Annotated in this window: 11 protein-coding genes; 3 read left to right on the top strand and 8 right to left on the bottom strand. The window is 56.7% G+C overall.

The window, feature by feature from the left end; genetic code table 11:
* Nucleotides 1–74: 74 nt before the first annotated feature.
* From U5A05_RS00565 to U5A05_RS00550, 4 genes are all read right to left on the bottom strand, one after another.
* Complete coding sequence (locus U5A05_RS00565; RefSeq protein ID WP_321836559.1) at nt 75–1,133, bottom strand: polyamine ABC transporter substrate-binding protein; 1,059 nt, start codon at nt 1,131–1,133, stop codon at nt 75–77.
* 236 nt (nt 1,134–1,369) lie between these two features.
* Nucleotides 1,370–2,734 carry an aspartate aminotransferase family protein gene (locus U5A05_RS00560; protein ID WP_261740374.1) on the bottom strand — a complete coding sequence of 455 codons (1,365 nt, stop codon included), beginning with the start codon at nt 2,732–2,734 and terminating at the stop codon, nt 1,370–1,372.
* 61 nt (nt 2,735–2,795) lie between these two features.
* Entirely contained in the window at nt 2,796–4,154 is a 1,359-nt protein-coding gene (locus U5A05_RS00555) for a glutamine synthetase family protein (protein WP_261740373.1), read from the bottom strand.
* A gap of 36 nt (nt 4,155–4,190) precedes the next feature.
* Complete coding sequence (locus U5A05_RS00550) at nt 4,191–4,967, bottom strand: gamma-glutamyl-gamma-aminobutyrate hydrolase family protein (RefSeq protein WP_261740372.1); 777 nt, start codon at nt 4,965–4,967, stop codon at nt 4,191–4,193.
* A 278-nt stretch (nt 4,968–5,245) separates the two neighbouring features.
* On the opposite strand from U5A05_RS00550, the gene U5A05_RS00545 reads away from it, so the two are divergent.
* Nucleotides 5,246–6,622, top strand: a complete 1,377-nt coding sequence (locus U5A05_RS00545) for a glutamine synthetase family protein (protein ID WP_261740371.1) — start codon at nt 5,246–5,248, stop codon at nt 6,620–6,622.
* Nucleotides 6,623–6,723: 101 nt separating this feature from the next.
* Entirely contained in the window at nt 6,724–7,365 is a 642-nt protein-coding gene (locus U5A05_RS00540) for a TetR/AcrR family transcriptional regulator (protein ID WP_261740370.1), read from the top strand.
* Between the two features lie 189 nt (nt 7,366–7,554).
* Here the strand turns inward: U5A05_RS00540 and tauD are convergent, their stop codons facing one another.
* Genes tauD through tauA form a run of 4 tightly spaced genes read right to left on the bottom strand, consistent with a single transcriptional unit; the run spans nt 7,555 to nt 11,073 of the window.
* Nucleotides 7,555–8,388 carry a taurine dioxygenase gene (gene tauD, locus U5A05_RS00535; RefSeq protein ID WP_261740369.1) on the bottom strand — a complete coding sequence of 278 codons (834 nt, stop codon included), beginning with the start codon at nt 8,386–8,388 and terminating at the stop codon, nt 7,555–7,557.
* 47 nt (nt 8,389–8,435) lie between these two features.
* Nucleotides 8,436–9,272 (bottom strand): taurine ABC transporter permease TauC, encoded by an 837-nt coding sequence (tauC, locus tag U5A05_RS00530; RefSeq protein ID WP_261740368.1) that lies wholly within the window; start codon nt 9,270–9,272, stop codon nt 8,436–8,438.
* Nucleotides 9,269–10,063, bottom strand: coding sequence for a taurine ABC transporter ATP-binding subunit (tauB, locus tag U5A05_RS00525; RefSeq protein WP_261740367.1), 795 nt, complete (start codon nt 10,061–10,063; stop codon nt 9,269–9,271). Before tauB ends, tauC begins: the two co-directional genes overlap by 4 nt.
* A 26-nt stretch (nt 10,064–10,089) precedes the next feature.
* Nucleotides 10,090–11,073, bottom strand: a complete 984-nt coding sequence (gene tauA / locus U5A05_RS00520; RefSeq protein WP_261740366.1) for a taurine ABC transporter substrate-binding protein — start codon at nt 11,071–11,073, stop codon at nt 10,090–10,092.
* Between the two features lie 501 nt (nt 11,074–11,574).
* Between tauA and U5A05_RS00515 the strand changes: the two genes are divergently transcribed.
* Nucleotides 11,575–12,930, top strand: coding sequence for an OprD family porin (locus U5A05_RS00515; RefSeq protein WP_261740365.1), 1,356 nt, complete (start codon nt 11,575–11,577; stop codon nt 12,928–12,930).
* Nucleotides 12,931–13,087: the final 157 nt, after the last annotated feature.

Genomic DNA, 13,087 nt, shown 5'->3' with positions numbered 1-13,087 from the left:
AGGGCCTTCAAGTGACCGAAAACAGCGTGAGCCCTTCGGGCTCAATCGCAGCCTGCGGCAGCGGCTACAGGTAGTTACTTGCCTGACTTGATTTTGGTCCAGCTGCGCGTCAACAAACGCAAGGTTGTTGGCGGCAAATCGCTGATTGCGTACAGCTTGGCCTTCACGTCATCGGACGGGTAAATGCTCGGGTCGCCAGAGATGTCTTTATTCACTAGCGGCGTTGCAGCCTTGTTACCGTTCGGGAAACGCACGCTATTAGTGATCTCGGCCATGATCTCAGGCTGCATCAGGAAGTTCATCCAGGCATAAGCGGCGTCAACGTTCTCGGCATCCTTGGGAATGGCGACCATGTCGTAGAAGCTGCCAGCACCTTCTTTAGGGATCACATACTTGAGCTTGACCTTGTCACCGGCTTCTTTGGCGCGGGAAATGGACTGTTCAAGGTCACCCGAGTAACCCACGGCTACGCAGATGTTGCCGTTGGCAAGGTCGGAGATGTACTTGGACGAGTGGAAGTAGCCAACCGAAGGACGAATTTTCAGGAACAGCGCTTCGGCTTCAGCCAATTGTTTCTTGTCTTGCGAATCGGTCGGGTAGCCCAGGTAATGCAGGGCGGCCGGGAGCATTTCGGTCGGCGAGTCGAGGAAGCTTATGCCGCAGCTTTTGAGCTTGGCAGCGTTCTCCGGCTTGAACAGCACGTCCCAGGAATCGATGGTGTCGACACCTAGAGCGGCCTTGACCTTCTCAGGGTTGTACCCAATACCGATGGTGCCCCACATGTACGGGAACGCATGTTTGTTGTCTTTGTCGCTGGCATCGCCAACGGCCTTGAGCAACGCAGGATCGAGGTTTTTCCAGTTAGGCAGCTTGGAGCGGTCCAGTTCCTGGTAAACCCCGGCCTTGATCTGCTTGGCCAGGAAATTGTTGGATGGCACGACAATGTCGTAGCCGGACTTGCCCGCCAGCAGCTTGGCCTCAAGGGTCTCGTTGCTGTCGAACACGTCGTAGACCACCTTGATACCGGTCTGGTCTTCGAATTTTTTAACGGTGTCGGGTGCGATGTAATCGGACCAATTGTAGATGTGCAGTACTTTGTCTGCCGCTTGAGCTGCCCCGGCCATCACACCCATCAAGGAGAGGGCGAGAAGTGTCTTGCCAACTTTTTCAAACCTGATGCCTTCATCTGTAATGCTCCAATTGTTCTTTTAAACCACCGATTCAGCGACCTGATCTCAAGGTGACTAAAGCCGGCGGCAAGTCTGGCAAGATCTGGGGCAGGCTTTCAAGGGAAAGCCTTGATTCTTAAGGCCCAGAGCGCAATTACCTGCTTTAGGATCGCAGTTGTCTTGCGCCCGAAGCCTAGCAGTTAACCTTGCAGTGCTTCCAAGGTCAGATCCAGGCACTTGCGCGCCTTTGTCACCAGCTCGTCGATCTCGTCTTTACTGATCACCAGCGGCGGCGAAATAATCATGGTGTCGCCTACGGCGCGCATGATCAGACCGTTAGCGAAACAGAACTGTCGGCAGATCATGCCAGCACCACGGCCTTCGTAACGTTTGCGCGTGGCTTTGTCCTGCACCAATTCAATGGCACCCAGCATGCCAACACCGCGCACTTCGCCCACCAGCGGATGGTCGTTCAGTTCACGTAAACGCTTTTGCAAATACGGTGCCGTTTCGGCGTGAACCGTCTCGATAATTTTTTCTTCGCGCAGGATGCGGATGTTTTCCAGTGCCACTGCTGCCGCTACCGGGTGACCCGAGTAGGTGAAACCGTGGTTGAAATCGCCACCTTCGTTCAGTACCGCAACCACTTCATCGCGCACGATCAGGCCACCCATCGGGATATAACCCGAGGTCAGGCCCTTGGCGATGGTCATCATGTCCGGTTTGAGGTCGTAGAAATCGCTACCGAACCACTCACCGGTACGACCAAAGCCACAAATCACTTCATCTGCAACAAACAGGATGTCGTACTTGGCCAGAATTTCCTTGATGCGCGGCCAGTAGGTGGCAGGAGGAACGATCACGCCGCCTGCGCCCTGGATCGGCTCGGCAATAAAGGCCCCGACATTGTCGACGCCCAGTTCGAGGATTTTTTCTTCCAGCTGATTGGCGGCCCAGATGCCGAACTCTTCCGGGGACATGTCGCCACCCTCGCCGAACCAGTACGGCTGCGGGATGTGGGTGATGCCAGGGATCGGCAAGTCGCCCTGTTCGTGCATGTAGGTCATGCCGCCCAGGCTCGCGCCCGCCACGGTGGAGCCGTGGTAGCCGTTTTTGCGGCTGATGATGGTTTTCTTGTTGGGCTGGCCCTTGATCGCCCAGTAATGGCGAACCATGCGCAACATGGTGTCGTTGCCTTCAGAGCCTGAGCCGGTGAAGAACACGTGGTTCATGCCTTCAGGCGCGATCTCGGCGATGGCTTTGGACAGTTCAAGTACCGGCGGGTGAGCGGTCATGAAAAACAGGTTGTAGTACGGCAGTTCGCGCATTTGCTTGCTAGCGGCATCGGCCAGTTCGTCACGGCCATAGCCGATGGCAACACACCACAGGCCGGCCATGCCGTCGAGAATCTTGTGGCCTTCGCTGTCCCACAGGTACACGCCTTTGGCATGAGTGATGATGCGTGGGCCGACTTCTTTCAACTGTTTGAAGTCGCTGAACGGGGCCAGATGGTGGTCGTTACTCAGTTGTTGCCATTGGAGGGTTTGCGGGTTTTTGTTGGTCATACAGCTCTCCTTTAGTCAGTAGAGGAGGGACCGCGCCTCCCAGGCGCGCCCCTCCAGCGTGTCAGACGGCGAACAGCAGGAATTCCCGCTCCCACGAACTGATGACGCGCTTGAAGTTTTCATGTTCGGCACGTTTGACTGCCACGTAACCGGTGATGAACTTGGTGCCCAGGTACTTCTCGACAGTCTTGCTGCCTTCCATGCGTGCCAGTGCCTCTTCAAGGGTCAACGGCAGGCGCAAGTTGCGACGTTCATAACCACGACCGACCACAGGCGCGCTCGGGTTGATGCCTTCGACCATGCCGATATAACCGCACAGCAAGCTGGCAGCAATCGCCAGATACGGGTTGGCATCGGCGCCCGGCAAGCGGTTTTCGACACGGCGGTTTTGCGGGCCGGCATCCGGCACGCGCAGGCCCACGGTGCGGTTCTCTTCGCCCCACTCCACGTTTACTGGTGCCGAGGTATCAGGCAAGAAACGGCGGAACGAGTTCACGTTCGGGGCAAACAGCGGCAGCAGCTCTGGAATGAACTTTTGCAGCCCACCGATATGGTTGAGGAACAGCTGGCTCATGGTCCCGTCTTCATTGGAGAAGACGTTTTTGCCGGTGTTGATATCAATGATGCTCTGGTGCAGGTGCATGGCGCTGCCAGGCTCACCGGTCATCGGTTTGGCCATGAAGGTCGCGGCCACGTTGTGCTTGAGCGCAGCCTCGCGCATGGTGCGCTTGAACACCAGAATCTGGTCGGCCAGCGACAGTGCGTCGCCGTGACGGAAGTTGATCTCCATCTGCGCCGTGCCGTCTTCGTGGATCAGCGTGTCCAGATCCAGCTCTTGCAGTTCGCACCAGTCATAAACGTCTTCGAACAGCGGATCGAATTCGTTGGCCGCTTCAATAGAGAAGGACTGACGACCGGTTTCCGGGCGACCGGAGCGACCCACCGGAGGCTGCAACGGGTAGTCCGGGTCGTCGCTGCGCTTGGTCAGGTAGAACTCCATTTCTGGCGCCACGATCGGCTGCCAGCCGTGATCGGCGTAGAGTTTGAGAACCTTTTTAAGCACGTTGCGCGGCGACAACTCAATCGGGTTGCCCTGCTTGTCGTAGGTGTCGTGAATCACCTGAGCGGTTGGCTCGATGGCCCACGGCACCACAAATACTGCGTTCTGGTCGGGACGGCAGATCATGTCGATATCGGCCGGGTCCAGAAGCTCGTAATAGATGTCGTCTTCGACATAGTCGCCCGTAACGGTTTGCAGCAATACGCTCTCGGGCAGGCGCATGCCTTTTTCGGCAATGAACTTGTTGGTCGGCGAAATCTTCCCGCGAGTAATCCCGGTGAGGTCGGCGATCATGCATTCGACTTCTGTGATCTTGTGGTCTTTCAACCAATCGGTGAGCTGGTCGAGGTTGTTACTCATAAATGCCTCTGGGCTGAGTGTCCTGACTTGAATAAGTCAGGCGTTTACTGACGCATCCGCGTCGCGTTGTGTAGCGCGCCTTCTACAGGCATTTCCAAACGCCTGAAAGATGGCGAGATAAATCGGGTTAGAGCTTACCTGCCATTCGGGGTGCCACTGAACCGCCAAAGCAAAAGCCTTGCCGTCTTTTACCGAAACGGCTTCGACCAGGCCGTCCGGCGCCAGGGCTTCAACCCGTAGGCCTGGCGCTACGCGCTCAATACCCTGGGTATGAATCGAGTTGACCTCGAACTCAGCCGGCAATCCTAGACCAGCCAGGATGCCGCCCGGCTGAACGTGCATGGCGTGGCTCGCAGCGTATTGCACTTCAACAGGGGCGCTGGGGTCTTCGCGGTGCTCGATAAAGCCTTCGACTTCGTGCAATTTCTGGTGAAGTGAGCCACCCAGAGCTACATTTAATTCCTGAAAGCCGCGACAAATCCCGAGCACCGGAATGCCAGCTGCAATAGCAGCACGAATCAAGGGAAGGGTAGTGCGATCACGGTCAGGATCATGCAGCGTGCCAGGCGCGCTGGCAGGGCCGTGATACAAATGGGGTTCTATATTGGAAGGAGACCCGGTAAAGAGCAGGCCGTCCAGACCGTCAAGAATATCGGTCGGATCAATCAATTCCGCCAGTGACGGTATGATCAGAGGCAAGCCTTTGGCAGCCACTGCAACTGCTCGCACGTACTTATCGCCAGTGATGTGATAAGGATGCAAACCGATCTGCTTGGTGCAGGCGGTGACGCCGATTAACGGCAGGCGTGACATGTAACACCCCGGTATTATTGCTGTTATGGGTTTGAATCGAGCTTAGCCTTGTTCATTTTTTTACACAACACCCCCGTAAAAAATACAACACGGCCCGCTCAAGCCTGCGGGCGCCAAGCGTTCAAAAAGGTCAAAGACGCCCCAAAAAGCGTCAAAAATGGCCTTTAGGCGCTTTTTAAGGGCATAAAACAGGCAGCTTGACTTCGGTATGCCGTTCGGGTTGACTGAAACCCGTAGCGCTCAATGATTGATATTTTTAACAACAAAGGTGTTGCATCATGTCGGTACCCCCGCGTGCCGTTCAGCTTAACGAAGCGAACGCGTTCCTTAAGGATCATCCTGAGGTTCTGTACGTAGACCTTCTAATTGCGGATATGAATGGTGTGGTGCGCGGCAAGCGCATCGAACGCACCAGCCTCCACAAGGTTTACGAGAAAGGCATCAACCTGCCTGCCTCTCTGTTTGCACTTGATATCAATGGCTCAACGGTGGAAAGCACCGGCCTGGGTCTGGATATCGGTGACGCAGACAGAATCTGTTATCCCATCCCGGACACCCTGTGCAATGAACCTTGGCAAAAGCGCCCAACCGCGCAACTGCTGATGACTATGCACGAACTAGAAGGTGAACCTTTCTTCGCCGACCCTCGCGAAGTGCTGCGTCAAGTTGTTACCAAATTTGACGAGATGGGCCTGACCATCTGCGCCGCTTTCGAGCTGGAGTTCTACCTGATTGACCAGGAGAACGTTAACGGTCGCCCGCAACCTCCACGCTCGCCGATCTCCGGCAAACGTCCACATTCGACTCAGGTTTACCTGATCGACGACCTCGATGAATACGTCGACTGCCTCCAGGACATTCTGGAAGGTGCCAAAGAACAAGGCATCCCGGCTGACGCCATCGTTAAAGAAAGTGCCCCGGCGCAGTTCGAAGTGAACCTGCACCACGTTGCCGACCCGATCAAGGCCTGCGACTACGCGGTACTGCTCAAGCGACTGATCAAAAACATCGCCTATGACCATGAGATGGACACCACGTTCATGGCCAAGCCTTACCCGGGCCAGGCGGGCAACGGACTACACGTTCATATTTCGATTCTGGACAAAGAAGGCAAAAATATTTTTGCCAGCGAGGATCCCGAGCAGAACGCCGCATTGCGTCACGCGATCGGCGGTGTGCTCGAGACCCTACCGGCGCAGATGGCGTTCCTTTGCCCTAACGTCAACTCGTACCGTCGTTTCGGCGCACAGTTCTACGTGCCGAACTCGCCGTGCTGGGGCCTGGACAACCGTACCGTGGCGATTCGCGTACCTACCGGGTCGTCCGACTCGGTACGTATCGAACACCGGGTTGCCGGTGCCGATGCCAACCCATACCTGTTGATGGCCTCGGTACTGGCCGGTATTCACCACGGTCTGACCAACAAGATCGAACCGGGTGCGCCAGTCGAAGGCAACAGCTACGAGCAGAACGAGCAAAGCCTGCCAAACAACCTGCGTGATGCATTGCGCGAGTTGGATGACAGCGAAGTAATGGCCAAATATATCGACCCGAAATACATCGATATCTTTGTCGCCTGTAAAGAGAGCGAGCTGGAAGAGTTTGAACACTCCATCTCCGACCTCGAATACAACTGGTATCTGCATACCGTGTAAGCGTTTGCAGTCCACAAGGAACGCAGCAGGCCTCACGGCCTGCGGCGTTTTTTTATGGGCCCAAGGCTCGTACAATGCGCACTGCCCCGCAGGAGACACCCATGACGCGCCTTGCCACACCTCGAAAGTCACGCGCTCGCAGCCAGGTCCGGATCGATTCGATACTCAATGCTGCCCGCACACTGCTGGCAGAAGAAGGGGTGTCCAGCCTGTCGATTTACAGCGTGGCCGAACGCGCTGAAATCCCGCCGTCGTCGGTCTATCACTTTTTCGCCGGTGTGCCCGCGCTCCTCGAAGCCTTGACCGCAGATGTGCATGCGGCGTTCCGCGCCTGCCTGCAAGAGCCGATTGAGCATGAAGCGTTGAGGGACTGGCGAGACCTGTCGCGCCTCGTTGAGCTGCGCATGCTGACGATTTACAGCGAAGATGCCGCTGCCCGGCAACTGATCCTGGCCCAGCATGGTCTCACCGAAGTAACCCAGGCAGACCGTCAGCACGACCTGGAGCTGGGCCAGTTGATGCATGGTTTATTTATGCGCCATTTTGAGTTGCCGGCACTGCCACAGGACGTGGACGTATTTGCCTTGGCGATGGAGCTGGGCGACCGCGTATATGCGCGCTCCATCCAACTGCACGACAGCATCACCCCGCGCATGGCCGAAGAAGGCATACGTGTAGTGGATGCTTACCTGGGGTTGTACTTGCCGCCGTTTTTGCCCAAGCGTGAAAGCTGCAGCCGCTAGACGTTGCGTAGCAGCTGACGAGCGGAGCGAGGCTGCGTCCGGCTGCGCAGCAGCCGCGAAAACATACACCTGCGGTGAGCCAGTTAAAACCGGGTCTCAGATTTTACGGCCGCTTCGCAGCCGGACGCAGCCTCGCTCCGCTCGTCAGCTGGTACGAGGATCCCTGATGAACACCTCATGCGGTGTTCATCAGAACGGCGCATCACCCAAAATCGTCGCACGGTGCATCACGCGGCGGTTCGGGCGGTAATCGTCCACGGCGTAATGCTGGGTAGAACGGTTGTCCCAAAACGCCACGTCATTTTCCTCCCAGCGCCAGCGAATGGTGTACTCGGGGCGCGTCGCATGGGCAAACAACAACTTGAGGATCGCTTCGCTTTCAGCTTCTGAAAGCTCATTGATTTTGGTGGTAAAGCCTTCATTGACGAACAACGATTTGCGACCGCTCACCGGGTGGGTGCGAACCACCGGGTGCGACAACGGCGGGTTGTTTTTGCGGGTCTGCTCCCAGCGCGCAAGGTCTTCAGGGGTCGAACCGAAACGCTCCAGCGGGAACGACTTGGTGAAGTCGTGGGTTGCAGTCAGCCCTTCCAGCAAAACTTGCAGTGGCCTGGACAACCCTTCAAAAGCGGCGATCCCGCCCGCCCACAAGGTGTCGCCACCAAAAGCCGGCAACTGCTTGGCACTCAGCACCGCCCCCATCGCCGGCGTCGGCAAAAAGGTCACGTCGGTATGCCACACCGCGTTGTCGCGCACGTCGGTCACGGCCGTATCCAGCACCAGCACTTCTGGCTGCTCCGGTACGTTGGGATAAATTGGATGAATATGCAGATCACCGAAGTTGGCAGCAAAACGTGCCTGCTGCTGCGGCGTGATCGACTGATGCTTGAAGAACACCACATGATGCGCCAGCAACGCCTGCTCGATGGCATCACGGTGTTCCGGACTCAGGGGTTGAGTCAGGTCGACGCCAGCAATCTGGGCGCCAAGGGCAGAGCTAATCGGGGTAATGGTCAGGCTCATAATCTATCTCTTTAGCAGCGCGCCAATTAATCAGCGTCGAGTTCTGTTTAGTGAGCCTGGCCGTGCCACGGCACCAGCTTGCGTTGCAGGGCGCGCAGGCCCATTTCCATGGCAAAGGCGATGATGGCGATCACCAGAATTCCCAGCACCACCACATCGGTGACTAGAAATTGCGCGGCAGACTGCACCATAAACCCCAAACCGCTGGTGGCGGCGATCAGCTCGGCGGCCACCAGGGTCGACCAGCCCACCCCCAGACCAATGCGTACACCGGTCAAAATATCCGGCAAGGCACTGGGCAAAATCACATGACGAATCAACTGCCAGCGCGTAGCGCCCAACGACTGCGCGGCACGCACCTTGGCCGGGTCAACGGTACGCACACCAGTGGCGGTAGCAATCGCAATCGGGGCAAAAATCGCCAGGTAAATCAGCAATACTTTCGACAACTCGCCAATGCCGCACCAGATCACAATCAGCGGCAAATAAGCCAATGGCGGAATCGGGCGATAGAACTCGATCAGCGGGTCGAAAATGCCCCGCGCAATACGGTTATGGCCAATGGCGATTCCCACCGGCACCGCGGTCAGAATCGCAAAACCCAGGCCCAGGCCGATACGGCTCAAGCTCGCGCCCAAGTGCTGCCACAACGTGGAATCCATGTAGCCTTTGGTCGCCAGCAACCAGCCTTTTTCCAGTACGGCAGACGGCGGTGGCAAAAACAGCGGTTCGATCAAGCCCGCGGCCGTCACTGCCCACCACAGGGCAATCAAGGTCAGCAGGGTCAGAACGCTGATCCAGCGCGTGCTCAGGCTGCGCTTGACCGGGCGCGGCGCGTGCGGCGCAGCAACCGGGGCGGCTGCGATTGCTTCATAACTGCTCATGCGCGCTCCTGCCGCTGGGCGGCACCGCGTTGTGAAAACACGCGCTCAAGCACGTGTTCACGGGTTTCGATAAAACGAGGATCAGACTTGATCGAGCGGGCGGACTCGCCAGCGTTATAGCGCTGGCCAAAATCCAGCGTCAGCCGCTCAACAATGCGCCCCGGGTTGGGTGCCAGCAAAATCAGATCCGTGGCCAGAAACACCGCTTCTTCGATGTCGTGGGTGATCAGAAATACCGGCTTGTCGGTGCGACGGCACACCTGCAGCAGCAGTTCTTGCATCTGCTCGCGGGTGAAGGCATCGAGTGCGCCGAAGGGTTCATCCATCAGCAGGATCCGAGGGTCGGCAGCCAGGGCGCGGGCCAGGCCGACGCGCTGTTTCTGCCCGCCCGAAAGCTCCCATACCCGGCGTTTTTCAAACCCCGCCAAATCCACCAGGGCCAGCATTTCACGGGCGCGAGCTTCGCGTTTATCCCGCGGCACACCGGCCAGCTCAAGGCCAAAGGCCACGTTCGCCAGCACGTCTTGCCACGGCAGTAACACATCGTCCTGAAACACCACACCGCGCTCGGCGCTGGGGCCGTGTACCGGCACTCCGTCGAGGGTGATACGACCACCGCTGGGTTCGACAAAGCCTGCGATCAGATTCAGCAGCGAGGTTTTACCGCTACCCGACGGGCCGAGTGCGACCAACAGTTGTTGAGGACCGAGGCTGACGGAAATATCCGACAGTACCGGCTCAGCAGCGCCCGGGTACTGTGCGCTGATGCGCTCCAGTGATAACAAGGCCATGACGGTCGACTCCTGCGCGGCGCGAATTATTGAGTGATAAAAGTGGCGTTGACCGAAGGGGCATAGTCGGCAAGTACTGCATCGACCTTGCCCTGTTCTTTCAGGAATGCTGCCGTGTCAGTCAGAGCCTTGGTGGTCGGTGCGCCGAGCAAAACCACTTGGTCGCTGGCCAGCGGGTACACGTTGCCTTGCAGCAGTACTGGGATGTCAGAAGGCTTGGCGCCCGAGAGTTTCACAACCTTATCGACATTGCTCTGATTGGCCAGCCAGGCCTTGGGGTCCTTGCGATAGTCGGCGTAAGCATCCAGCGTGACTTTGGCAAACTCCTTGACGATTTCCGGGTGCTTGGCGGCGAAGTCCTTACGCACGATCCAGGCATCAAAGGTTGGAGCACCAACCTTTGCCAATTCGCCCGAGGTGATCAGCACTTTGCCATTCTCTTTGGCCGCACCCAGTGCTGGGTCCCATACGTAAGTGGCGTCAATATCGCCACGCTTCCAGGCAGCCACAATGGCCGGTGGCGCGAGGTTGAGGATCTGTACTTTCGAAGGGTCAATATTCCAGTGCTTCAACGCTGCCAGCAGGCTGTAGTGGCCGGTGGATACAAATGGAACGGCAACTTTTTTGCCGATCAGGTCCTGCGGGCCGTTGATGCCGGAGCCGTTGCGAGCCACCAGTGCTTCAGCGCCGCCGATCTGGGTGGCTATCAAGAAGGTTTCAACCGGCACCTTGCGAGTGATCGCAGCCGTCAGCGGGCTGGAACCGAGGTAACCGATTTGCACATCGCCCGAGGCGATGGCGGCAATGATGTCGGAGCCGTTATCAAATTTGCGCCAGTTGATCTTGGCGCCCGTGGCTTTTTCATAAGCACCGTCGGCCTGGGCGACTTTCGCCGGGTCCACGGTGGTCTGGTAAGCCACGGTCACATCCGCAGTAGCGGCCTGCGCGAAGAAGCTGGCACCCGCCAGGGACAAAGCAGCCAAAAGGCGTAAGGGAGAGTGCAGTTTCATCAGGAAGAGCTCCTCGGCAGACGGCCGGATATCGGCAGAATGTGAGGTTAAATGATCTAAGAATCAGTAAATAAATAACTTTTAAGCATTAGCTTATGTAGTTCAGCAACATCCAGAAATGCACTAAGGCCGCAGCGGATATGGCCTTTTGCCCAACAGGTGATCGGGTCGAACGTTTAAGAACCAAACGCTATTAAAAAATTCATGAAAATATGTTTATAAATTAGACAAAAGACCGATAGCATTCCTTCGCATGCGCGTAGGAAAAACCCTGCTATATAGCCATATGATCTGAAAAGATCAGAAACAATTCTTTTTAGGTTTATCAAATAGCCATTACTCTGCGCACAAACGGCAAATGACTAGACAAAGGTCGTAGACATGCTTGGTTACGATTGACTTGCCAGTCACCGTCTGGCGCTAATCGCGCATCTGTAGCACCCAAACATCAGATTCGGGGCTAAAGAACTACAAAAATTAGAGACGCAAAGGAGCAACACAATGAACAAGTCCACCTTGGCCATCGCTGTGGCCGTAGGGTTGTTGGCACAACAAGCAAGCGCTGCTGGCTTCATCGAAGACAGCAAGGCCACGCTGAAACTGCGTAACTTCTACATCAACAACGATAACCGTGATTCGGGTGCGCCGAAAAACTCCAACTACACCGCCGAATGGGGCCAAGGCTTCCAGGTGGACTTTGCCTCGGGTTTCACCCAGGGCACAGTCGGTTTTGGTCTGGACGCCATTGGCCTGCTGGGCGTCAAGCTTGATTCCAGCACTGCCAAACACGGCAACCCTACCGGCGCAAACTATGGCGGCTCGGTATTCCCAAGCGACGGCAACCACGCTGTAGACGATTTCTCCAGCCTGGGCCTGACCGCCAAAGCCAAGATTTCCCAGACCGAACTGCGCATCGGTACCCTGCAGCCAAAACTGCCGGTTATCGTAAGCAACGACGGTCGTATGCTGCCGCAGACCTTCCAGGGTGGCCAGATCACCTCCAGCGAGTTCAAGGACCTGACCTTCACCGGCGGTCAGATCGAACACGCCAAGGGTCGTAACTCCAGCAACAACGAAGGCCTGTCGATTGGCGGTGCTAACAACTCCATAACAGGCGAGTTTGTTAACAAGTTCTACTACGGCGGCGTGGACTACAAGCTCAACAAAGACCTGTTGCTGCAGTACTACTACGGCAACCTGGAAGATTTCTACAAGCAACACTTCCTGGGCCTGGTTCACAACTGGTCCATCGGTCCTGGCGTGTTGAAATCTGACCTGCGTTACTTCAACAGCACCGACGATGGCAAGAACGGCCACGATTCTGCGTATTACACCACCGGTGATTACGCCAACAGCTCAGCGGGTAGCGGCAAAGGCAAGGTCGACAACAACCTGATCAGCGGCCTGTTCCTGTACACCGTTGAAGGTCATACCTTTGGTGGCGGCTATCAGGTCAGCAACGGCAGCAGCGACTTCCCGTTCCTGAACCAGGGCGACGGCGCATCGGCTTACATCCCTACCGACATGCAGATCTCGAAGTTCGCCCGTGCTGGCGAGCGTACCTGGCAGGCACGTTACTCGTATGACTTCGCCAAAGTGGGCGTACCTGGCCTGACGGCGGGCGCGGTTTACCTGCGTGGCGATAACATCGATACCTACAGCAACAAAAATGTACAAACCAGCAATGGCGCTTCCGAGTGGGAACGCGATATCACCGTGGCTTACGTTGTTCAGGAAGGCACGCTGAAAAACCTCGGCTTCATGTGGAAAAACGCCATGTGGCGCAACGATATTGCGAGCCAGCGCGATCAGGACGAAAACCGTCTGATCGTCAGCTACTCGATCCCGTTGCTATAAGCTTGGTGTAGTACAAAGGTAAGAAAAATCCTGCCCGGCGCAATGCCGGGCAGGGTGTTTACCGAAGACCTGAACGATCAATTCGCAACACATTAATAGTCGTAGCTCCCTGCCACTCCCCTTGCCTAAACCTGAATCCAGAGTGGCCCCAAGGCTT

The sequence above is a fragment of the Pseudomonas kulmbachensis genome, assembly GCF_963681935.1.
In the GTDB taxonomy this organism is placed as follows: Bacteria; Pseudomonadota; Gammaproteobacteria; order Pseudomonadales; family Pseudomonadaceae; genus Aquipseudomonas; species Aquipseudomonas kulmbachensis.
The sequence above is the reverse complement of the archived record's forward strand: the minus strand, read 5'-3'. Positions and strand labels throughout refer to the sequence as shown.

Bases quoted from the DNA above. Each gene is read 5' to 3' on its own strand.
- U5A05_RS00545 (WP_261740371.1), top strand. From the start codon at position 5,246: ATGTCGGTACCCCCGCGTGCCGTTCAGCTTAACGAAGCGAACGCGTTC.
- U5A05_RS00555 (WP_261740373.1), bottom strand. From the start codon at position 4,154: ATGAGTAACAACCTCGACCAGCTCACCGATTGGTTGAAAGACCACAAG.
- tauA (WP_261740366.1), bottom strand. From the start codon at position 11,073: ATGAAACTGCACTCTCCCTTACGCCTTTTGGCTGCTTTGTCCCTGGCG.
- tauD (WP_261740369.1), bottom strand. From the start codon at position 8,388: ATGAGCCTGACCATTACCCCGATTAGCTCTGCCCTTGGCGCCCAGATT.
- U5A05_RS00560 (WP_261740374.1), bottom strand. From the start codon at position 2,734: ATGACCAACAAAAACCCGCAAACCCTCCAATGGCAACAACTGAGTAAC.
- tauC (WP_261740368.1), bottom strand. From the start codon at position 9,272: ATGAGCAGTTATGAAGCAATCGCAGCCGCCCCGGTTGCTGCGCCGCAC.
- U5A05_RS00540 (WP_261740370.1), top strand. From the start codon at position 6,724: ATGACGCGCCTTGCCACACCTCGAAAGTCACGCGCTCGCAGCCAGGTC.
- U5A05_RS00565 (WP_321836559.1), bottom strand. From the start codon at position 1,133: ATGGGTGTGATGGCCGGGGCAGCTCAAGCGGCAGACAAAGTACTGCAC.
- U5A05_RS00515 (WP_261740365.1), top strand. From the start codon at position 11,575: ATGAACAAGTCCACCTTGGCCATCGCTGTGGCCGTAGGGTTGTTGGCA.
- U5A05_RS00550 (WP_261740372.1), bottom strand. From the start codon at position 4,967: ATGTCACGCCTGCCGTTAATCGGCGTCACCGCCTGCACCAAGCAGATC.
- tauB (WP_261740367.1), bottom strand. From the start codon at position 10,063: ATGGCCTTGTTATCACTGGAGCGCATCAGCGCACAGTACCCGGGCGCT.